This window comes from Streptomyces sp. NPDC033165, from assembly GCF_055577965.1.
Genome location: NZ_JBVIPK010000001.1, coordinates 173,870 through 192,808, shown reverse-complemented (window position 1 = coordinate 192,808; position 18,939 = coordinate 173,870). Strand labels below are relative to the sequence as shown.

Sequence of the window (18,939 nt, the reverse complement as noted above, 5' to 3'; positions counted from 1 at the left end):
GTGCGGAACTGAACGCGGCGCCTGCCTGTCCCCGACCGGACTCAGCGGGCGCCGTGGCGCGTCCGGGGCCGGCTGCCCCGGGAGCCCTCACCCGCCGGTCAGCGCCGAGGTCTGCGCCGCCACGGCCACGGCGAACAGCGCCACCAGCACCGCCCCGCCCGCGAGCTGCACCGGCCAGGTCCGCAGCTTCGCCGGTGCGTAGGCGAGCCCGTACGTCACCAGCGCCCCGGTCAGCAGCCCGCCCAGGTGCCCCTGCCACGAGGTGAACAGGGCCGAGAGCACCATCCAGAGCAGGAACCCGGCCATGAACCGGTTGACCGCCGCCATGTCACGGCCGAGCCGCCGGTTGATGACCCAGTACGAGGCGGCCAGCCCGAACACCGCCCCGGACGCGCCGACCGTGGACGTGTCCGGCGCCAGCAGGTACACCAGGACGGAACCGCCCACCGCCGCCAGCAGATACAGCGCCAGGTACCGGACCGGGCCGAGCTGCCCCTCCACCGCCCGCCCGATGTTCCACAGCGCGAACATGTTGAAGACCAGGTGCATCACCCCGAACGAGGTGTCCGGCGGCAGGTGCAGAAACGCCCCGGTCACCAGCCGGTACCACTCCCCGTCCGCGATCCCGGTCAGCTCGTACCCGGCGTACGTGTCCCCCCGGTAGTAGTACTGCTCGCCGTCCGGCCCGGTGAGCACGGCCCCCAGCACCCCGAACCGGTCCACGGCCTCCGGCCGGATCACCTCGCCGAGGTAGGCCAGCACGTTGAGCGCCATCAGGGCGTACGTCACCACCGGCGTGGCCACCCCGGACACCGCACCGCCGAAGACCGTGCGGGCCCGCCGCACCGAGCGCTGCCCCTCCTTCACGCACTCCACGCACTGGTGGCCGACGGCCGCCTCACGCATGCAGTCCGGGCAGATGCGGCGGTCGCAACGGGTGCAGCGGACATACGCCTCGTAGGACGGATGGCGGTAACACGCGGTGGCGGCGGCCTCCATGGCCGGCTCCTTCACTGGGGTGCGCAACGGGGCCGGTGGGGGCGGCGGCGATCAAGATAGCGAACCGGTACCGGGGACCGTGTGCCCGGGGCCCGGCGGTGGCCTACGCTCAAGGTCCGCAGAGCGTAGAACGGGGGGCCGTCATGAACGGTGTGAACACGGTGGTGGGCACCGGCCCGGCCATCAGCCTCACCAAGGTGCGGGAAACGGCTCCGGACCTGGTCAGCCTCTACAAGAGCGCCGGGATCTCGCTGGAGAAGCACGGACTGGGCGGTCGCCGCGCGGCCGTCTACCTGGTCCTCGACTACTCCGGCTCGATGAAGCCCTATTACAAGGACGGCAGCGTCCAGGCGCTGGCCGACCGGGTGCTGGGCCTGTCGGCCAACCTCGACGACGACGGCACGGTGCCCGTGGTCTTCTTCTCCACCGACGTCGACGCGGTCAGCGACATCGCACTCGACCACCACCACGGCCGGATCGACGAGATCGTGGCGGGCCTCGGGCACATGGGGAAGACCAGCTACCACCTGGCGATGGACGCGGTCATCGACCACTACCTCGACAGCGCCTCCACCGCGCCCGCCCTGGTCGTCTTCCAGACGGACGGCGGGCCGATCAACAAGCTCGCCGCCGAGCGCTATCTCTGCAAGGCCGCCCGGCTGCCGCTGTTCTGGCAGTTCGTCGGCTTCGGCAACACGCGCAGCAGCCAGTTCGACTTCCTGCGCAGGCTCGACGAGCTGCCCGTCCCCGCCAAGCGGCCCGTCGACAACGCGGGGTACTTCCACGCCGGGCCCGACCCCCGGAAGGTCCCGGACGGCGAACTGTACGACCGGCTGGTCGCCGAGTTCCCGTCCTGGCTGGCCGCCGCCGAGGCCCAGGGGATCGTCCGATGACCGCACGCGTCCTGCGCGCCGCCGACCGTGCGCCGGTGCCCTGGAAGAACGGCGGCGGGCTCACCCGGGAGGTCGCCAGCGGCCCCGGGGGCGCGGGGGCCGACGCCTTCGCCTGGCGGGTGAGCCTCGCGGACGTCACCGCCGACGGGCCGTTCTCCGTCTTCCCCGGGGTGGACCGCACCCTGACCGTGGTCGAGGGCCCGGGCATGGACCTCGTCGTCGGCGGCGAGCACCACATCGTCGACGAGCCGCTGTGGCCGCACGACTTCCCCGGCGACCTGCCCACCGACGGCTTCCTGCTGGGCGGGCCCGTCGTCAACCTCAACGTCATGTACCGCAGGGCGTCCACGCGGGCGGAGACCGCGGTCGTCTGCGGCACCGTCCGTCTGCTGCCGCCCCCGGGCGGCTCGGTGCTGGCCCTCTCGCTGGACGACGGCGCGGTGCTGGAGGGCGCGGACGGTGTCCGGCTGGACCGCTACGACGCGGTGCTGGCGGCGGGGGAGTCACCGGGGGTCCTGCGGACGATGGGCCAGGCGGTGGTCGTCACGTTCTCGGACGTGTGAGTGTCCGGAGACAGCTCGGGATACCGGACAGGAGGTGTCGGGTATCGGGTGTTCGATGACGCACATGACGTCTTCCTCACCTGACTCCTGGGGTGGCTTCGCCGCCGCCGAACCCGAGTTCGCCGACACCGTCCGCAGCCGCTTCCGGCTCTACAAGCACCATGTCCTGGCCACCCTGCGGAAGGACGGCTCGCCCCGCGTCACCGGCCTGGAGGCCGACTTCCGCTTCGACGAGCTGCTGCTCGGCATGATGCCGGACTCCCGCAAGGCCCTGGACCTGCGTCGCGACCCGCGCTTCGCGCTCCACGCCAACCCGGGCCCCGACGCCGAGATGAAGGACGGCGACGTCCGCGTCAGCGGCCGGGCCGTGGAGATCACCGACCCGGCGGTCATCTCCCGCTTCATCGAGGAGGCCACCCCGCCCGAACCGTTCCACCTCTTCCGTACCGAGCTGACCGAGGTGGTCCGTACCGGCCTCGACGGCGACTCCCTGGTCATCCAGTCCTGGCGGCCGGGGCAGCCGCTGCGCACGGTACGCCGGAAGTGACGACGCCCGGCGGCCGAGGTGTCCCCGGCTCGGGGGACACCCACCCCGCCAGCACCCGGGCCCGGCACTCCGAGGGCGTCCCCCACGCGTCGCGCAGCGGCCGGGCCCGGCGCAGCCACCACGCGAGGTCCAGCTCCTCGGTGTACCCCACCGCGCCGTGCAGTTGCAGCGCGGTGCGCGCCGCCGCGTACCCCGCCTCGCCCGCCGCCACCTTCGCCGCCGCGACCGCCGCCCCGGCCCCGGGCGCCCCCTCGGCCAGCTCCACCGCCGCCCCGTACAGCAGCGGGCGCGCGAACTCCAGGCCGAGCAGGGTGTCCGCGAGGCGGTGCTTGACGGCCTGGAAGGAGCCGACGGGCACCCCGAACTGGGTGCGCTGCTTCACATACGCCACCGTCGCCCGCAGCAGCGCCTCCCCGCAGCCCAGCGCCTGCGCCGCCGTCGCGAACGCGGCCCAGTCGCCCGCCGCCCGCGCCGCCCGGGCCACCCCCGCCCCGGCGGCCAGCACCTCGCCGCCCGCCACCGGGCGGGAGCGCCGCCGCGCCGGGTCCATGGAGGGGGTGCTCGCGCCCGGTCCCGGTGCGAGCCGCAGTGCGTCGCCGGTCACCGTGAACACCGCGTCCGCCGCGTCCCCGTCCAGCGCGTACGGCCCGTACCCCTCCAGGACCAGCGACACCACCGCCGTACCGGACACGATCCCCGGCAGCCACTCCTCGGCCGCCGGGCCGCCCACCCCGCCCAGCAGCACCCCCGCCGCCACGCTCTCCGCCACCGGGCCCGCCACCGCGTGCCGACCCAGCTCCACGCAGGCGACGGCCGTCTCCACGGGGAGCGGGCCCGCACCCCCGTACGCCTCCGGGACCGCCAGGCCGAACACCCCCGCATCCGCCAGCCGCCGCCACAGGGCGAGCCCCGGACCGTGGTCCCCGGCGGCCCACGCGCGTACGGCCGACGATGTGTCCGCCGCCGTCAGCAGCGCGTCCAGCGAACGCGCGAACTCCCGCTGCTCGTCGTCCAGGAGGAAACGCATCAGCGCCGTCCCTTCGGCAGGCCGAGCAGCCGCTCGGCGATGATGTCGCGCTGGATCTCGTTCGTCCCGGCGTAGAGGGGCCCCGCCAGCGCGAAGACGTACCCCTGCGCCCACTCTCCGTCCGCCGCCTGCGCGTCCGGGCCCAGCAGGTCGAGCGCCGTCTCGTGCAGCGCGATGTCGTACGTCGACCAGAACACCTTGTTCAGGCTGGACTCCGGGCCGAGGGCCGCCCCCGCCGCGAACCGGGACGCGGATGCGGCCGTGAACAGCCGGTAGGCCCGTGCCCCGATCACCGCGTCCGCCACCCGGTCGCGTACCGCCGTGTCCGCCGGGTCGCCCGCCTGCCGCCACAGCTCGGCCAGCCGTTCGGCGGCGGCCAGGAAGCGGCCGGGGGAGCGCAGGGTGAGGCCGCGCTCGTCGCCGGTGGCCGACATGGCGATGCGCCACCCCTGCCCCGGCTCCCCGATGACGTCCTCGTCCGGTACGAACACCTCGTCCAGGAAGATCTCGGCGAACGCGGGCTTCCCGTCGAGCCGGCCGATGGGACGCACCGTGACCCCGGGGTCCCGCAGCCCGAACATCAGGTACGTGAGCCCCTGATGCGGTCTTGCCGCCCCCGGGTCCGTACGGAAGATCCCGAACGCCCGGTCCGCGAACGCCGCCCGCGAGGACCAGGTCTTCTGCCCCGACAGCAGCCAGCCGCCCTCCGTGCGCACCGCCCGCGACCGCAGCGCCGCCAGGTCCGACCCGGCCTCCGGCTCCGACCAGGCCTGCGCCCAGACCACCTCGCCGCCCGCCATCGGGGGGAGCACCCGGGCCCGCTGCTCCGCCGTGCCGTGGGCCAGGAGCGTCGGGGCGAGGAGGCTCACGCCGTTCTGCGAGACCCGGCCGGGCGCGTCCGCCGCCCAGTACTCCTCCTCGAACGCCAGCCAGCCGAAGAGATCAGCGCCCCGGCCCCCGTACTCCTCGGGCCAGGAGACCGCCGACCACCGGCCCGTGTGCAGCAGCGCCTCCCACTCCCGGTGCGCGGCGAAGCCCTCCTCCGTCTCCAGGGACGGCAGCGGCCGGGCGGGCACGTGGTCCCGCAGCCAGGCCCGGGCCTCGGCCCGCAGCGCTTCGGTCCGTGCTGTCTGCGCCAGATCCATGACGCGCCCGCCTTCCGCGTGCCACACCGCCGACTGTTCCCTAACAAGTGTTTGGTAGGTTAACCTACGGCCCAGGCACCGTCGAGGAGTCGCGGGGAGAGGCCATGAGCGCACCGCAGTACCTGCCGGGACACGGACTGCTGACGGGCCGCACCGCCGTCGTCACCGCGGCCGCCGGAGCCGGGATCGGCGGTGCGACCGCCCGCCGCTTCCTGGAGGAGGGCGCCCGCGTGGTGATCAGCGACGCCCACGCCCGACGGCTGAAGGAGAGCGTGCACGCCCTCGCCGAGGAGTTCGGCACCGACCACGTCTCCGCCCTGACCTGCGACGTCACCGACGAGGACCAGGTCGGAGCCCTCTTCGCCCACGCCGAACGCGTCCACGGCGGCCTCGACGTCGTCGTCAACAACGCGGGACTCGGCGGCACCGCCGAGCTCACCGAGATGACCGACGACCAGTGGACGAAGATCCTCGACGTCACCCTGAACGGCACCTTCCGCTGCACCCGCGCCGCCCTCCGCTCCCTCAAGGCCGCCGGGAGAGGGGGAGCCGTCGTCAACAACGCCTCCGTCGTCGGCTGGCGCGCCCAGCGCGGCCAGGCCCACTACGCCGCCGCCAAGGCGGGCGTCATGGCCCTCACCCGCTGCGCCGCCGTCGAAGCCGCCGACTACGGGGTCCGCGTCAACGCCGTCGCCCCCAGTCTCGCCATGCACCCCCACCTGGCCAAGGTCACCTCCGCCGGACTCCTCGCCGAACTCACCGGGAAGGAGGCCTTCGGCCGGTACGCGGAACCCTGGGAGGTCGCCAACGTGATCGTCTTCCTCGCCAGCGGCTACTCCTCGTACATGACCGGCGAGGTCGTCCCCGTCAGCAGCCAGCATGCGTGAGGAAAGCCGTGGCGGGCGGACAATGGCCGGGTGCCTACCAAGAAGAAGCCCCAGGTGACCCCCACGCCCGAGCGGCGCCGCGAACTGCTCGCCACCGCCGCCGAGGTCTTCGCCGCCCAGGGATACAACGCCACCACGGTGCGCCGCATCGCGGACGAGGCGGGCATGCTCGCGGGCAGCCTCTACTACCACTTCGACTCCAAGGAGTCGATGCTCGACGAGATCCTCGCCACCTTCCTCGACGAGCTCTGGCAGGGCTACGACGCGGTCCTGGCGGCGGGGCTCGGCCCCCGCGAGACCATCGAGGCCCTGGTCACCGAGTCCTTCCGGGAGATCGACCGGCACCGCCCCGCCGTCGCGATCTACCAGAAGGAGTCCAAGCACCTCGCCACCCAGCCGCGCTTCGCCTACCTCGCCGACTCGCAGGCCAGGTTCGAGAAGGCCTGGCTCTCCACCCTGGAACGCGGTGTCGCCGAAGGCGTCTTCCGCGACGACCTCGACATCCGCCTCACCTACCGCTTCGTCCGCGACACCGTCTGGGTCGCGGCCTCCTGGTACCGGCCCGGCGGACACCACAGCCCCGAGGAGATCGCCCGCCAGTACCTCTCGATGGTGCTCGACGGGATCGCCCCGCGTACATAACCCCCGCCCGTTCACCCCGAGCGCATCGAGGAGCAGCAGCCATGGCCGAGGCCTACATCGTCGAAGCGGTACGCACCCCCGTCGGGCGGCGCGGCGGAGGCCTCGGGGCCGTCCACCCCGCCGACCTCGGCGCGCACGTGCTCAAGGAGCTGATCGCCCGCGCGGCCGTCGACCCGGCGGCCGTGGAGGACGTCGTCCTCGGCTGCCTGGACGCCGTCGGGCCGCAGGCCGGGGACATCGCCCGAACGTCATGGCTCGCCGCCGGGCTGCCCGAGGAGGTCCCCGGCGTCACCATCGACCGGCAGTGCGGCTCCTCCCAGCAGGCCGTCCACTTCGCCGCCCAGGGCGTCCTCTCCGGCACCCAGGACCTCGTCGTCGCGGGCGGCACCCAGAACATGACCCAGATCCCCATCGCGTTCGCCTCCCGCCAGGCCGCCGAACCCCTCGGCCTCAGCCAGGGGCCCTACGCGGGCAGCGAGGGCTGGCGCGCCCGCTACGGCGACGCCCCCGTCAACCAGTTCCACGGCGCCCAGCTCATCGCCGAGAAGTGGGGCATCAGCCGCCGGGACATGGAGGAGTTCGCGCTCACCTCCCACCGGCGCGCGGTCCGCGCCATCGACGAGGGCCGCTTCGCCCGCGAGACCGTCGCCCACGGGGACGTCACCGTGGACGAGGGGCCGCGCCGCGACACCACCCTGGAGAAAATGGCCGGACTGCGCCCCGTCCTGGAGGGCGGCACCATCACCGCCGCCTGCTCCTCCCAGGTCTCCGACGGCGCCGCCGCCCTGCTCATCGCCTCGGAGCGGGCCGTCGCCGAACACGGCCTCACCCCCCGAGCCCGCATCCACCACCTGTCCGTACGGGGCGAGGACCCGATCCGGATGCTCTCGGCCCCGATCCCCGCCACCGCCCACGCACTCAAGAAGACCGGCCTCACCATCGACGCCATCGACCTCGTCGAGATCAACGAGGCCTTCGCGCCGGTCGTGCTCGCCTGGCTGAAGGAGACCGGCGCGGACCCCGAGCGGGTCAACGTCAACGGCGGCGCCATCGCGCTCGGACACCCGCTGGGCGCCACCGGTGCCAGACTCATGACGACACTCCTGCACGAACTGGAACGCACCGGCGGCCGCTACGGCCTCCAGACCATGTGCGAGGGCGGCGGGCAGGCCAACGTCACCATCGTCGAACGGCTCTGAAGACCCCGCGGTGTGATCCACCGCCGCGGGGGAGGACGTGCTAAGGTGTTTCCCGTTGCAGTTTTGGTACCCATGAACTTTATGTGCGCCTGACGGGAATGCTTCCTCAGGCGCTTTATTGTTTTCCGGCTTTCTCCGGATGGGGCTCAATGCGGCGACTTGGAATCCGTAAAGTGCGGATTTCCGGCACTGCACCTCTTTTAGGAGAATGACATGGCTACTGGAACCGTGAAGTGGTTCAACTCGGAAAAGGGCTTCGGCTTCATCGAGCAGGACGGCGGCGGCGCCGACGTCTTCGCCCACTACTCCAACATCGCCACCTCGGGCTTCCGTGAGCTCCAGGAGGGCCAGAAGGTCTCCTTCGACGTCACGCAGGGCCAGAAGGGCCCGCAGGCGGAGAACATCGTCCCGGCCTAATTGCCGGACGCGTACCTCGCTGACCGGGGCCCGCACCGTGAAGGTGCGGGCCCCGGTTTGTGCTGTCCGAGCAACAAACCGTTCTGTGCGCACATCCTGGGGGCGCACCACGGACGGCCGGGCCGGCACATCGCAGTAAACCCATTCGGCAGTTGCCCAGGAATCCCCCAGGAGGGCAATTCCGTATGACCAGCTCCGAACGCCAGGACCGCACCCCCCGCTCCCGTCCGGCCCGTGGCCGAGGCCGCGGCCAGGGCGCGGCAGCCCAGTCGCCGTCGAACGGCCGGGGCGGCGCACCCCGCTCCAAGGTCCAGGGCTCCAAGGCCCCGGCCCGCCGCAAGGCCGCCGTCGCACCGCCCGCCGAGTTCGCCCTGCCCGAGACGGTGACTCCCGCACTGCCGTCCGTCGGCGCCTTCGCCGACCTGGACATGCCCGCCGCGCTGCTGAAGACCCTCGCCGCGCAGGGCGTCACCGAGCCGTTCCCGATCCAGGGCGCGACCCTGCCGAACTCGCTGGCCGGCCGGGACATCCTCGGCCGCGGCCGCACCGGCTCCGGCAAGACCCTCGCCTTCGGCCTGGCGCTGCTGGCCCGCACCGCCGGACGCCGCAGCGAGCCGCGCGCCCCGCTCGCCATGGTCCTCGTCCCCACGCGCGAGCTGGCCCAGCAGGTCACCGACGCGCTGACCCCGTACGCGACCTCCGTGAACCTGCGGCTCGCCACCGTCGTCGGCGGCATGTCGATCACCAAGCAGTCCGCCACCCTGCGGCGCGGCGCCGAAGTCCTCGTCGCCACCCCCGGCCGGCTCAAGGACCTCATCGAGCGCGGCGACTGCCGCCTGGACGAGGTCTCCATCACCGTCCTCGACGAGGCCGACCAGATGGCCGACATGGGCTTCATGCCGCAGGTCGTCGCGCTGCTCAAGCAGGTCGAGGCGGACGGACAGCGGATGCTGTTCTCCGCGACCCTCGACAAGAACATCGACCGGCTCGTCAAGATGTTCCTCACCGACCCGGTCGTGCACTCCGTCGACCCGTCGGCCGGTGCGGTCACCACGATGGAGCACCACGTGCTCCACGTCCTGGACGAGACCGACAAGAAGGCCGTCGCCACGAAGATCGCCGCCCGTGAGGGCCGGGTGATCATGTTCGTCGACACCAAGCGCGCCGCCGACCGCTTCGCCAAGCGGCTGCTCGCCAGCGGTGTCCGGGCGGCAGCCCTGCACGGCGGGCGTTCCCAGCCGCAGCGCAACCGGACCCTGGACCAGTTCAAGAACGGCCAGGTCACCGCGCTCGTCGCGACGAACGTCGCCGCCCGCGGCATCCACGTCGACGACCTGGACCTGGTCGTCAACGTGGACCCGCCGACCGACCACAAGGACTACCTCCACCGCGGCGGGCGCACGGCGCGCGCCGGGGAGTCCGGCAGCGTCGTCACGCTCGTGCTGCCCGAGGAGAAGCGCGAGATGACCCGGCTGATGCAGGACGCGGGCATCGCGCCGCGCACCACGCGGGTCACCTCCAGCGATGCCGAGCTGTCCCGGATCACGGGAGCGCGGGAGCCTTCGGGCGTCGCGATCGTGATCGAGGTCCCGCAGCCGACCCCGCCGAAGCAGCGGACCCGCTCGGGCGGTCCGGCGGGCTCCGGCGGGGGCGCGGTGCGCTCCGGGAGCCGGGGGCGGGGACGGCGCGGTTCCGGTTCCGGTGGTGCCGGTGGCGGCGCCCAGGGCGGGGGCGCGGGCCGTTCCGGCGGCGTCGCGCGTTCCGGTGGGGAGTCCCGGGGTACGGGCCGCTCCGGCGCGCCTTCGCGGGGGCGTCGGGCCGCGTAGCGCGCCGACCCAGGCCCGTCCGGCGACTGAGGACCGGGGTCCGGGGCGGAGCCCCGAAGGCCCCGGCCCGGTCGCCGGGCACGGCGGGTGTCCTCACGCGCCGACGGCCCCCCGGTCGTCGGGCGGGGGAGCGACGGGGGTGTCCTCAGCGCCGGACGGGCCGGGGGCGGCCGCCCGGTCCGGGGGATGCCGGTGCGATGCGTACGGGTCGAGCAGGGCAGCCAGGGCCTCGTCCGCCTCCGCCATGATCCGGGCCACCAGCTCCGCCACGCTCGGCAGATCCTCGATCAGGGCCGCCACCTGGCCCGACGCCATGATGCCGACGTCCGTCCGGCCCTCCACCATGGCCGACCGCAGCAGCATCGGCGTGTTCGCCGCCAGCAGCACCTGGCTCCAGCTCAGGTCCCTGCCGTGCCGCATCGCCAGCCCGTCCCGCACCATGCGAGGCAGGCTCAGCCCGGAGATCCGGCGGAAGCGTGACGCCCGGCGCACCGCCTGCGACAGCGAGCGCAGCCGGCCCGCGCCCTCCAGCGCGGCCACCATCTCCGTACGGAGCATCCGGTGCGGGAGCCCGTCCACGGCGCTCGTCAGGGTGATGTCCTTGACCGTGGCCGCCAGATAGCGGGCCTTCACCGCGTCCGGGACCGTCGAGTCAGAGGTCAGCAGGAACCGGGTCCCCATCGCCACGCCCGCCGCGCCGTACGCCAGCGCCGCGACCAGACCGCGCCCGTCGTGGAAGCCGCCCGCCGCGACCACCGGGATGTCCACCGCGTCGGCCACCTGCGGCAGCAGCACCGTGGTGGCGACCTCTCCCGTGTGGCCGCCGCCCTCCCCGCCCTGCACGATCACCGCGTCCGCGCCCCAGGCCGCCACCTTCTCCGCGTGCCGCCGGGCGCCCACCGACGGGACGACGACCACGCCCGCGTCCTTCAGCTCCGCGATGAGCTCCCGCGACGGGGCGAGCGCGAACGACGCCACCCGCACGCCCTCCTCGACGATGATCCGCACCCGCTCCCGCGCGTCCCCCGCGTCCGCCCGCAGGTTCACCCCGAACGGGGCGTCGGTCCGGGACCTCACCTCCCGTACGGCGGAACGCAGTTGCTCGGGTGACATGGTCGCGGAGGCCAGGATGCCGAGCGCCCCGGCGCGCGCGGTCGCGGTGACCAGGCGGGGGCCCGACACCCAGCCCATCCCGGTCTGGACGATCGGGTGGCGGACGCCGGTGAGGCCGGTCAGGGCGGTGCGCATCAGGCCCGGACCTCGCGGTCGCGGGTGCCCGAGGGGTCGACGACCTCGCGGATCAGGCGGAGTTCGGCGGGGGAGGGGTCCCGGGTGCGAGGGACGTTGTCGGGGACCGTCAGTGTGAAGGCCGTCGCCTCGCGGACCTGGTCCACCGTGACGCCCGGGTGGACCGAGACCAGCCGCATCGAGCGGTCGGGGGTCGCGAAGTCGAAGACCCCGAGATCGCTGACGACCCGGGGGATGCGGTGGAAACGGGTGGCCGAGGGACCCGCCGCCGCGGCCCGGTCGTAGCCGACTCCGCAGACCATGTCGACGCGTTCGACGAAGACCCGCCGGGAGTGCCGGGGGACCCAGTAGCTCACCGGGTTGTTCAGGGTGTTGACGGGGGCGCCGCGTACGCCGAGCAGCTGGCGGGAGGGCTGTTCCCAGTCGCCGATGCAGGAGATGTTCTGGTTGCCGAACCGGTCGATCTGGCTCGCGCCCATCATCACGTGCCGCCGCCCTCCGGTGACCAGGGTGAGGTGCCTGCGGTAGGGGAGCCAGCCCTCGGCCGCCCCGTCCGGGCCGACGATCGTCGCCTCGCCGTCGGTGAGCAGCAGTTCGGGGGCGAAGGTGAGGCGGGCCAGCCGTGCGCCGACGGACGGCACCGCGCCCATCGGGCTGGCCAGCACCTCGCCGTCGCCGCGCCAGGCCTCCGCGCAGGCGATCACGCAGTGCTCGGCGCGGGTGGGGTTCCCGGAGGCGGGTGCGGGGGCGTTCACTGCTGCTCCTCGTGCCAGGTGCGGACCGCTTCTCGGTAGCTCTTCTCGTCGCCGTCCGGGGGCAGGAAGCGCGCGCTGAACTCCGCCCAGGCGGCGGGGTCCGCCGCCGCGGCCGCGTACGCCCGCTGGAACGGCTCGTCGCGCGGGTGGTCGGGGGCGCACGAGGTGAAGTGCGCCCCGCCCGGCGCCTCCACGACCCCTGTGACCGAGTGCCGTCCCACCAGCAGGGTCTGCGGTGAGCGGTCGCCGTCACCCGTCAGCTCCGCTGTGCCGACGAGGCGTTCGCAGGAGACGAACGCGGTGTCGGCGGCCTCGCAGAACAGATCGTCGAAGTACGGGTCGGGGCCCAGGTACTGGGCGTTGCCGAGGCGGTCCGCCCGGTTGAGGTGGACCAGTGCCGCGTCCATCCTCAGGGCGGGCGCCGCGACGAACTCCTCGCCGTCCTCGTACGGTGACGTCACCGTCCGCAGCTCGGGGTTGACCCGCATGACGTCCGATCCGATGCCTGCCCGCACCGGCAGGAACGGCAGCCGGTTCGCCGCCGCGTGCAGTCCCCACATGAACATCGCCTCGTCGATCTCCGTCAGCGCGAAGGCCCCGCGCTGCCGGGCGGCCCGGTAGTGCGGCTCCAGCGGGATCGAGTCGAGCGTCACGAACGCCGTGACCAGCCGGCGGATCCGGCCCGCGGCGGCGAGCAGCCCGACGTCCGGGCCGCCGTAGGAGATCACCGTGAGATCGGTGACCGGGGACCGGAGCAGCGCCCGGACCAGGGCCATCGGCTTGCGGCGCGACCCCCAGCCGCCGATGCCGACCGTCATGCCGCTGCTGAGCCGGGCGACGACCTCCTCGGGCGTCATGGTCTTGTCGCGCGCCGGGGGCACCGTACTCATGGTTCAGGCCTCCTTGCCGAAGGTGTCGCGGACCCGGGCGGCGGTCCCGGCGAGGTTCGCTTCAAAGGTGAATCCCTGCTCGAAGCGGTAGCTGCGCTGTACGTCGACGGGGTCGATGCCGTTGAGGGCGGCCTTGGCCAGGCGCAGCAGATGACCGTCCTTGGCGGCGATCTCCGCTGCCAACTCCAGTGCGCAGTCCAGGAGTTCAGTGGTCGGCACCACACGCCAGACCGAGCCGTGGGCGAGGAGTTCGGCGGCCGTGACCGTGCGCGAGGTGTAGTACAGCGTGCGCATCAGGTGCTGCGGGACCAGCCGGGCCAGGTGTGTCGCGGCGCCGAGCGCGCCCCGGTCCAGCTCCGGCAGGCCGAAGGCGGCGTCCTCGCTCGCCACGATCGCGTCGGCGTTCCCGACGAGCCCGATGCCGCCGCCCAGGCAGAAGCCCTGTACCGCCGCGACGACCGGGACCTCGCACGCGTACACCGCCGCGAACGCCTCGGCGCAGCCCCGGTTGGCGCCGATCAGGGCGCTGTGCCCCGGGTCGCGCCGCAGCTCCTTGATGTCGACGCCCGCGTTGAAGCCGCGCCCGGCGGCGGCCAGGACGACGCAGCGCACCTCTGGATCGCGGCCCGCCGCCCGTACGGCGTCGGCCAGGTCGTACCAGCCCTGTACGGGAAGCGCGTTGACGGGCGGGTGGTCGACGGTGACGACGCGGACGCCGTGGGCGGGGTGCGCGGTGGAGACAGTCATCGGAGGATCAGCTACCTTTCCACCAAACATTTGTTAGGTGGACGGTAGCAGTCACGCCACCGCCCGCCAACCGGTCCCACTTCCACAGGAGATGAGATGACTGAACCCTCTGCTGCCGGACTCTGCGCGGGCCGGGTCGTCGCCGTCACGGGCGCCGGGCGCGGCCTCGGCCGGGCCCACGCGCTCGCCTTCGCCGCCGAGGGCGCCCGCGTCGTCGTCAACGACCTGGGTGTCGGCCCGGGCGGGGACGGGGGTTCCGGCGGCCCGGCCCGGGAGGTCGTCGAGGAGATCGCGGCGGCGGGCGGCGAGGCCGTCGTCCACGGCGGCGACATCGCCACCACCGAGGGCGCCGCCTCCCTGGTCACCACCGCCCTGGAAGCCTTCGGGCGGCTCGACACCCTGGTCAACAACGCGGGCTTCCTGCGCGACCGGATGCTCGTCAACCTGGACGAGGACGACTGGGACGCGGTGACGCGGGTCCACCTCAAGGGCCACTTCCTGCCCCTGAAACACGCCGCCGCCCACTGGCGGGCCGAGGCCAGGGCCGGGCGGACGCCGACGGCCCGGGTGATCAACACCAGCTCCGGCGCCGGACTCCTCGGCAGCGTCGGCCAGGGCAACTACGCGGCCGCCAAGGCGGGCATCGTGGCCCTCACCCTCGTCGCGGCGGCCGAACTGGGCCGGTACGGAGTCCACGTCAACGCCCTCGCCCCGGCCGCCCGGACCCGGATGACCGAGCAGACCTTCGCCGGGGCGATGGCGGCCCCGGGGGAGGGGCGGTTCGACGCGATGGCCCCCGGGAACGTCTCGCCCCTCGTCGTCTGGCTCGGCTCGGCTGCGAGCGACGGGGTCACCGGCCGCGTCTTCGAGGCCGAGGCGGGCCGCATCACCGTCATGGAGGGCTGGCGCCCGGGCCCCGGCGACGACCGGGGAGCCCGCAGGACCCCGGCCGAGGCGGGGGAGACGGTACGCCGGCTGCTGGCGGACGCCGAGAGGCCGCAGCCGGTGTACGGGGCGCCGTAGCCGGTCCGTGCGCTGCGCCGGAAACCCGCTTGCACCGGAAACCCGCTTGCGCGGGCGTTCCGGCACCCGGTATCCAGCAGAGGGCACGCGCACAGCGCACCCGACGACAGGAACGATGGCAGGAACGACGACAGGAACACGGCACCGACCCGATGAACGAGTTCTGCTGGATGGACCTCAAGACCCGTGACCCGGACGGCACCGCCGTCTTCTTCTCCTCGGTGCTGGGCTGGGACTTCGCCGTGGACGAGCAGGACCGGCGCCGGGCCGTGAAGATCTCCGCGGGCGGTCGCCGGATCGGCGGGCTGAGCGACCTCGCCCGGCCGGTTTACCCGCCGGGGACCCCTCCCCATGTCGCCTACTACCTCGCGGTCGACGGCGTCGACGCCCGTACGGAGGTGGCGACCGCGCACGGTGCGCACGTCCTCGTGCCGCCCTTCGACGCGGGCGACCAGGGCCGGATCGCCACCCTGACCGACCCCGTGGGCGCGGCCTTCTCCCTCTGGCAGCGGCCCGGGCCCGCGGACTGGGCGGGACCGTCCCGAGGAGGTGCGGCGGCTCCCCACCGCATGGTCCTGGTCTGCGAGCAGCCGGAGCGGGCCCGGCGCTTCTACGCCGAAACGACCGGGGCTCCGCTGGAGCGGGCCGAGTTCCGCAAGGCGTCCGCCCCCACCGCACCGCAGTGGGAGCTGGCCCTCGCCGTGGACGACCCGGACGCCGTCGCCGCCCGGGCCCGTGACCACGGCGGGGATCTCGTCAGCGGCTCCGAAGGCCTGACGCTGCTGCGGAGCCCGGAGGGGCTGGCCTTCCGTATCCAGCGCTCCCAGGCGTCCCCGGCCTTCCTGGAGACCGACCGGCTCGTGCTGCGGCCGTTCACGGCCGCCGACACCCCCGACCTGCTCGCGCTCGACAACGACCCCGAGGTCATGCGCTACATCAACGGCGGCCGCCCCACGAGCCGCGAGGACATCCAGGAACGCACCCTGCCCCGGCTCCTGCACGACCACCCGTGCACCGGGACCCGCGGATTCTGGGCCGCCGAGGAGAAGACCACCGGCGCGTTCCTCGGCTGGTTCGAACTCCGGCCGCTGGACGACCACGACCCCGCCGTCGTCGAACTCGGCTACCGGCTGAACAGGGCCGCCTGGGGCCGCGGTTACGCCACCGAGGGCGCGCGGGCCCTGGTGCGCAAGGGGTTCACCGACCTCGGGGCACAACGCGTGACCGCCAACACCATGGCCGTCAACGCGGGGTCCCGCCGGGTGATGGAGAAGGCCGGGCTGGCCTTCCTCCGCTCCTACACCGAGGACTGGCCGGATGCCATCGAGGGCTCCGAACACGGCGAGGTGGAGTACGCGCTCACCCGGGAGGCGTGGCAGCGGGAGGAGTAGGGGCTGCCGTCACCATTCCTCCAGCAGTGCCGCGATCTCCTCGTGCCCCGTGTGCTGGTCCACTCCCGCCGACGGCACCCCGTCCCGGAGCAGCTCCACCGTCACCGTCTCCTCGCCGTCCCTCTGCCCACGCCGCACCACGGCGTCGAGCCCGGTACCGTACGTCTCCTCCAGGCGCCGCAGCAGCTCCCGTTCGGGATCGAGCCCGGCCAGCCGCCGCGCCTCGGCCAGTGCGAGGGCCACCACAGGCTCCTGGCCCGGCGCCCCCGCGCCGTGCGTGAGCAGCGCCCGTACCGTCCGTACCGATCCGCACCGCGCCGCCAGGACGAGCATCGACTCCCCCTGCGGGCCGGGCAGCAGCGGGTCCGCGCCCCGGGAGAGCAGCAGCTCCACCGTCGGGGCATGGCCCAGACCGACCGCCCAGCGCAGCGCCGTGAAGCCGAACGCCTCGCGCAGGTCCGGCCGGGCCCCGGCGGACAGCAACGCCTCCACCACCTTGGTGTGACCGCCGCACGCCGCCCCGCACAGCGGCAGATCGCTCGCCCCGGGGCCGCTCGCCCGGTCGGGGTCGGCCCCGGCCGCGAGCAGCAGGCGCACCGTCCCCGGGCGGTCGTGGACCGATGCCAGATAGAGCGCGGTCGTGCCCTCCTCGTCGCTCGACTCGGCCCGCGCACCGGCGCGCAGCGCCCGTACGACCGCGTTCTCGTCCTCGTACAGCGCGTCGAACAGGCTTGGTTCGTCCCTGATCGGCTCGTTCGTCATGCTTCGACCCTACGGTGGGCCGACGGCAGCGCCCGAGGTCAGGTGTCGCACTCCAGGCGCGTACGGCACAGCCCGCAGCGTGCGCTGACCCGGCCCCGGACGGGAAGCCGGATGCGCTGGTGGCAGGTGGGGCAGGGGAAGGAGACGCGCAGCCCCTCGCCGCCGGTCTCGAAGGCGTACGGAACGTTCGGGTCCGGGCCGGCGCCGGGGTGGTCCAGGGCGTAGCGCCGGTCCTTGGCGTAGCGGCGGCGGCCCGCCCAGCCCGCGGCGGCCAGCGGGGGTCTGCGCAGGTCGTGCAGGGCCCGCTCCCGCCCCTTGGTGTACGCGGTGTACGCCTGCGGGCTGGTGAACCACGGAGAGGGGTCCTCGCCGAACGCGAACGCCCGCTTGGCCAGGACGTATCCGTACTCCTCCGGGGTCAGATAGCCGAGCTTCTGGCGGGAGGTGGCGTCCTCCCGGAAGGCGTCCAGCAGCAGCCAGCCCGCGCCGAGGTAGGCCGTCGTCGTGTCGGTCAGGATCTCGTTGGCGCGGGTGCCGGGGAACTCCAGGCGGAGCCGGTGCAGCAGTACATGGGTGACCTCGTGCGCGAGAGCCGCTCCGACGTCCCTGCGGTGGGTGCGGAAGCGGTCGTTCAGCTCGATGAAGTACTCGGGGCCCGCAGTCAGTTCGACGCTCGCCGCGTGCTCCATCGTCCGGAAGCCGACGATCATGCGGGCGTCGGGCAGACGGAGGTGCTGGACCAGGGCGCGCGCCACCCGCTGGGCGCCCAGATGCAGATCGTCCTCGTCGCCGAAGGCGGCGTCGGCGGGGGCGAGGCTGGCGGCGTAGGCGTGGACGCCGTCCCGGGAGAGCCGCCGGTAGAGGGCGGTGATGGCGGAGCGGACCGTGTCCAGGTGCGGAAAGCCATGGACGACCGGTGCGCCAGGAGGGCCGTTCGCCACGTCGAAACCCCCATCCTCCGTGACGTTCGGACGTTCAACGGACCTCCACTGTAGGCCGGGGCGCCGGAAGGGGCCGGAATCCGCGGCAGCGGAGGAGAGGAATCCGCCGTCACGGCCTGGCCGGAAAGTGCGCCTTGTGGGAGCGGTGGCGGTATCCCGATAATCGGATCGCCTTGACGGGTGCATGACCAATGCGTCGACGTGCCCTGTCGTGGTTCCCACAGCAACCCCCCACGAAAGTAGGCAGCCCGTGAAGCAGCTCCTGCGTGCGCTGAAGAGGTGTTCCGTAGCCGTCGCCACCGTCGCGATCGCGGTCGTCGGCCTCCAGCCCGTCACCGCGTCCGCCGCCCCCAACCCCGTCGTCGGCGGAACCCGCGCCGCCCAGGGCGAGTTCCCGTTCATGGTCCGGCTCTCCATGGGCTGCGGCGGCGCCCTCTACGCCCAGGACATCGTCCTCACCGCCGCCCACTGCGTGAACCGATCGGGCAACAACACCTCGATCACCGCCACCGGCGGCGTCGTCGACCTCCGGTCGCCCAACGCCGTCAAGGTCCGGTCCACCAAGGTCCTGCGGGCCCCCGGCTACAACGGCGTCGGCAAGGACTGGGCGCTCATCAAGCTCGCCCGGCCCATCAACCAGCCCACCCTGAAGATCGCCACCACCACCGCCTACAACCGGGGCACCTTCACCGTCGCGGGCTGGGGCGCCAACCGCGAGGGCGGCAGCCAGCAGCGCTACCTGCTCAAGGCCGACGTCCCGTTCGTCTCCGACGCCGCCTGCCGCGCCGCCTACGGCAACGAGCTCGTCGCGGCCGAGGAGATCTGCGCCGGATACCCCGACACCGGTGGCGTCGACACCTGCCAAGGCGACTCCGGCGGCCCCATGTTCCGCAAGGACAACGCCGGTGAGTGGATCCAGGTCGGCATCGTCAGCTGGGGTTACGGCTGCGCCCGGCCCGGCTACCCGGGGGTCTACGCCGAGGTCTCGACCTTCGCGTCCGCCATCGCCTCCGCGGCCGCCTCGCTCTGACACCCGT

Annotated in this window: 20 protein-coding genes and 1 pseudogene; 12 read left to right on the top strand and 9 right to left on the bottom strand. The window is 73.4% G+C overall.

What is annotated here, in order from left to right:
- Positions 1-87: 87 nt before the first annotated feature.
- Positions 88-999 carry a rhomboid family intramembrane serine protease gene (locus tag ACZ5WC_RS00905; protein WP_468538700.1) on the bottom strand — a complete coding sequence of 304 codons (912 nt, stop codon included), beginning with the start codon at positions 997-999 and terminating at the stop codon, positions 88-90.
- A gap of 143 nt (positions 1,000-1,142) precedes the next feature.
- Here ACZ5WC_RS00905 and ACZ5WC_RS00900 point away from each other — a divergent pair, with 143 nt between their 5' ends.
- From ACZ5WC_RS00900 to ACZ5WC_RS00890, 3 genes are read left to right on the top strand one after another with little or no spacing between them, the layout of a single operon-like run.
- Positions 1,143-1,892: a vWA domain-containing protein gene (locus ACZ5WC_RS00900; protein ID WP_468538699.1), complete on the top strand. Its 750-nt coding sequence runs from the start codon at positions 1,143-1,145 to the stop codon at positions 1,890-1,892.
- Positions 1,889-2,455, top strand: a complete 567-nt coding sequence (locus ACZ5WC_RS00895; RefSeq protein WP_468538697.1) for a HutD/Ves family protein — start codon at positions 1,889-1,891, stop codon at positions 2,453-2,455. Before ACZ5WC_RS00900 ends, ACZ5WC_RS00895 begins: the two co-directional genes overlap by 4 nt.
- A 55-nt stretch (positions 2,456-2,510) precedes the next feature.
- Positions 2,511-3,002: a pyridoxamine 5'-phosphate oxidase family protein gene (locus ACZ5WC_RS00890; protein ID WP_468538696.1), complete on the top strand. Its 492-nt coding sequence runs from the start codon at positions 2,511-2,513 to the stop codon at positions 3,000-3,002.
- Here the strand turns inward: ACZ5WC_RS00890 and ACZ5WC_RS00885 are convergent.
- Positions 2,950-4,029 carry an acyl-CoA dehydrogenase family protein gene (locus tag ACZ5WC_RS00885; protein WP_468538695.1) on the bottom strand — a complete coding sequence of 360 codons (1,080 nt, stop codon included), beginning with the start codon at positions 4,027-4,029 and terminating at the stop codon, positions 2,950-2,952. The genes ACZ5WC_RS00890 and ACZ5WC_RS00885 overlap by 53 nt on opposite strands.
- Positions 4,029-5,174 (bottom strand): acyl-CoA dehydrogenase family protein, encoded by a 1,146-nt coding sequence (locus ACZ5WC_RS00880; RefSeq protein ID WP_468538694.1) that lies wholly within the window; start codon positions 5,172-5,174, stop codon positions 4,029-4,031. The genes ACZ5WC_RS00885 and ACZ5WC_RS00880 overlap by 1 nt, the downstream gene beginning before the upstream one ends.
- Before the next feature lie 104 nt (positions 5,175-5,278).
- Between ACZ5WC_RS00880 and ACZ5WC_RS00875 the strand changes: the two genes are divergently transcribed.
- The 5 genes from ACZ5WC_RS00875 to ACZ5WC_RS00855 all read left to right on the top strand — a co-directional run bounded on the left by ACZ5WC_RS00875 (position 5,279) and on the right by ACZ5WC_RS00855 (position 10,145).
- On the top strand, positions 5,279-6,061 hold the full coding sequence (locus ACZ5WC_RS00875; RefSeq protein WP_468538692.1) for an SDR family oxidoreductase: 783 nt from the start codon (positions 5,279-5,281) through the stop codon (positions 6,059-6,061).
- Between the two features lie 30 nt (positions 6,062-6,091).
- A complete protein-coding gene (locus tag ACZ5WC_RS00870; protein ID WP_468538691.1) occupies positions 6,092-6,703 on the top strand; it encodes a TetR/AcrR family transcriptional regulator in 612 nt (203 codons plus the stop codon).
- 41 nt (positions 6,704-6,744) lie between these two features.
- On the top strand, positions 6,745-7,902 hold the full coding sequence (locus tag ACZ5WC_RS00865; protein WP_468538690.1) for an acetyl-CoA C-acetyltransferase: 1,158 nt from the start codon (positions 6,745-6,747) through the stop codon (positions 7,900-7,902).
- A 213-nt stretch (positions 7,903-8,115) separates the two neighbouring features.
- The gene (locus ACZ5WC_RS00860; protein ID WP_003969786.1) at positions 8,116-8,319 is read left to right on the top strand and encodes a cold-shock protein; all 204 of its coding nucleotides are present in this window, start codon (positions 8,116-8,118) and stop codon (positions 8,317-8,319) included.
- Between the two features lie 185 nt (positions 8,320-8,504).
- On the top strand, positions 8,505-10,145 hold the full coding sequence (locus ACZ5WC_RS00855) for a DEAD/DEAH box helicase (protein ID WP_468538688.1): 1,641 nt from the start codon (positions 8,505-8,507) through the stop codon (positions 10,143-10,145).
- Between the two features lie 93 nt (positions 10,146-10,238).
- Here the strand turns inward: ACZ5WC_RS00855 and ACZ5WC_RS00850 are convergent, their stop codons facing one another.
- From ACZ5WC_RS00850 to ACZ5WC_RS00835, 4 genes are read right to left on the bottom strand one after another with little or no spacing between them, the layout of a single operon-like run.
- Positions 10,239-11,393, bottom strand: coding sequence for an NAD(P)H-dependent flavin oxidoreductase (locus ACZ5WC_RS00850; RefSeq protein ID WP_468538686.1), 1,155 nt, complete (start codon positions 11,391-11,393; stop codon positions 10,239-10,241).
- Complete coding sequence (locus ACZ5WC_RS00845; RefSeq protein WP_468538684.1) at positions 11,393-12,148, bottom strand: CoA-transferase subunit beta; 756 nt, start codon at positions 12,146-12,148, stop codon at positions 11,393-11,395. Before ACZ5WC_RS00845 ends, ACZ5WC_RS00850 begins: the two co-directional genes overlap by 1 nt.
- Entirely contained in the window at positions 12,145-13,038 is an 894-nt protein-coding gene (locus tag ACZ5WC_RS00840) for a CoA transferase subunit A (RefSeq protein ID WP_468538683.1), read from the bottom strand. The genes ACZ5WC_RS00845 and ACZ5WC_RS00840 overlap by 4 nt, the downstream gene beginning before the upstream one ends.
- Positions 13,039-13,041: 3 nt before the next feature.
- Positions 13,042-13,785, bottom strand: a complete 744-nt coding sequence (locus tag ACZ5WC_RS00835; protein ID WP_468538681.1) for an enoyl-CoA hydratase family protein — start codon at positions 13,783-13,785, stop codon at positions 13,042-13,044.
- A gap of 96 nt (positions 13,786-13,881) precedes the next feature.
- Between ACZ5WC_RS00835 and ACZ5WC_RS00830 the strand changes: the two genes are divergently transcribed.
- The 3 genes and pseudogenes from ACZ5WC_RS00830 to ACZ5WC_RS00820 all read left to right on the top strand — a co-directional run bounded on the left by ACZ5WC_RS00830 (position 13,882) and on the right by ACZ5WC_RS00820 (position 16,199).
- Positions 13,882-14,808: an SDR family oxidoreductase gene (locus tag ACZ5WC_RS00830; RefSeq protein WP_468538680.1), complete on the top strand. Its 927-nt coding sequence runs from the start codon at positions 13,882-13,884 to the stop codon at positions 14,806-14,808.
- A gap of 152 nt (positions 14,809-14,960) precedes the next feature.
- Positions 14,961-15,563 (top strand): annotated as a pseudogene (locus ACZ5WC_RS00825) (VOC family protein); the annotation flags it as partial.
- Positions 15,564-15,620: 57 nt separating this feature from the next.
- Positions 15,621-16,199: a GNAT family N-acetyltransferase gene (locus ACZ5WC_RS00820; RefSeq protein ID WP_468539384.1), complete on the top strand. Its 579-nt coding sequence runs from the start codon at positions 15,621-15,623 to the stop codon at positions 16,197-16,199.
- A 9-nt stretch (positions 16,200-16,208) separates the two neighbouring features.
- On the opposite strand, the gene ACZ5WC_RS00815 is transcribed toward ACZ5WC_RS00820, so the two are convergent.
- Positions 16,209-16,961, bottom strand: a complete 753-nt coding sequence (locus ACZ5WC_RS00815; protein ID WP_468538678.1) for an ankyrin repeat domain-containing protein — start codon at positions 16,959-16,961, stop codon at positions 16,209-16,211.
- 38 nt (positions 16,962-16,999) lie between these two features.
- Positions 17,000-17,902 carry a hypothetical protein gene (locus ACZ5WC_RS00810; protein WP_468538676.1) on the bottom strand — a complete coding sequence of 301 codons (903 nt, stop codon included), beginning with the start codon at positions 17,900-17,902 and terminating at the stop codon, positions 17,000-17,002.
- A gap of 250 nt (positions 17,903-18,152) precedes the next feature.
- Here ACZ5WC_RS00810 and ACZ5WC_RS00805 point away from each other — a divergent pair, with 250 nt between their 5' ends.
- Positions 18,153-18,932, top strand: coding sequence for a S1 family peptidase (locus ACZ5WC_RS00805; protein WP_468538674.1), 780 nt, complete (start codon positions 18,153-18,155; stop codon positions 18,930-18,932).
- Positions 18,933-18,939 lie beyond the last annotated feature (7 nt).

Excerpts from the sequence above, each read along its gene's own strand:
- ACZ5WC_RS00815 (WP_468538678.1), bottom strand. The coding sequence starts at position 16,961 with ATGACGAACGAGCCGATCAGGGACGAACCAAGCCTGTTCGACGCGCTG.
- ACZ5WC_RS00900 (WP_468538699.1), top strand. The coding sequence starts at position 1,143 with ATGAACGGTGTGAACACGGTGGTGGGCACCGGCCCGGCCATCAGCCTC.
- ACZ5WC_RS00855 (WP_468538688.1), top strand. The coding sequence starts at position 8,505 with ATGACCAGCTCCGAACGCCAGGACCGCACCCCCCGCTCCCGTCCGGCC.
- ACZ5WC_RS00890 (WP_468538696.1), top strand. The coding sequence starts at position 2,511 with ATGACGCACATGACGTCTTCCTCACCTGACTCCTGGGGTGGCTTCGCC.
- ACZ5WC_RS00865 (WP_468538690.1), top strand. The coding sequence starts at position 6,745 with ATGGCCGAGGCCTACATCGTCGAAGCGGTACGCACCCCCGTCGGGCGG.
- ACZ5WC_RS00830 (WP_468538680.1), top strand. The coding sequence starts at position 13,882 with ATGACTGAACCCTCTGCTGCCGGACTCTGCGCGGGCCGGGTCGTCGCC.
- ACZ5WC_RS00885 (WP_468538695.1), bottom strand. The coding sequence starts at position 4,029 with ATGCGTTTCCTCCTGGACGACGAGCAGCGGGAGTTCGCGCGTTCGCTG.
- ACZ5WC_RS00840 (WP_468538683.1), bottom strand. The coding sequence starts at position 13,038 with ATGAGTACGGTGCCCCCGGCGCGCGACAAGACCATGACGCCCGAGGAG.
- ACZ5WC_RS00860 (WP_003969786.1), top strand. The coding sequence starts at position 8,116 with ATGGCTACTGGAACCGTGAAGTGGTTCAACTCGGAAAAGGGCTTCGGC.
- ACZ5WC_RS00875 (WP_468538692.1), top strand. The coding sequence starts at position 5,279 with ATGAGCGCACCGCAGTACCTGCCGGGACACGGACTGCTGACGGGCCGC.
- ACZ5WC_RS00895 (WP_468538697.1), top strand. The coding sequence starts at position 1,889 with ATGACCGCACGCGTCCTGCGCGCCGCCGACCGTGCGCCGGTGCCCTGG.
- ACZ5WC_RS00880 (WP_468538694.1), bottom strand. The coding sequence starts at position 5,174 with ATGGATCTGGCGCAGACAGCACGGACCGAAGCGCTGCGGGCCGAGGCC.
- ACZ5WC_RS00850 (WP_468538686.1), bottom strand. The coding sequence starts at position 11,393 with ATGCGCACCGCCCTGACCGGCCTCACCGGCGTCCGCCACCCGATCGTC.
- ACZ5WC_RS00835 (WP_468538681.1), bottom strand. The coding sequence starts at position 13,785 with ATGACTGTCTCCACCGCGCACCCCGCCCACGGCGTCCGCGTCGTCACC.
- ACZ5WC_RS00905 (WP_468538700.1), bottom strand. The coding sequence starts at position 999 with ATGGAGGCCGCCGCCACCGCGTGTTACCGCCATCCGTCCTACGAGGCG.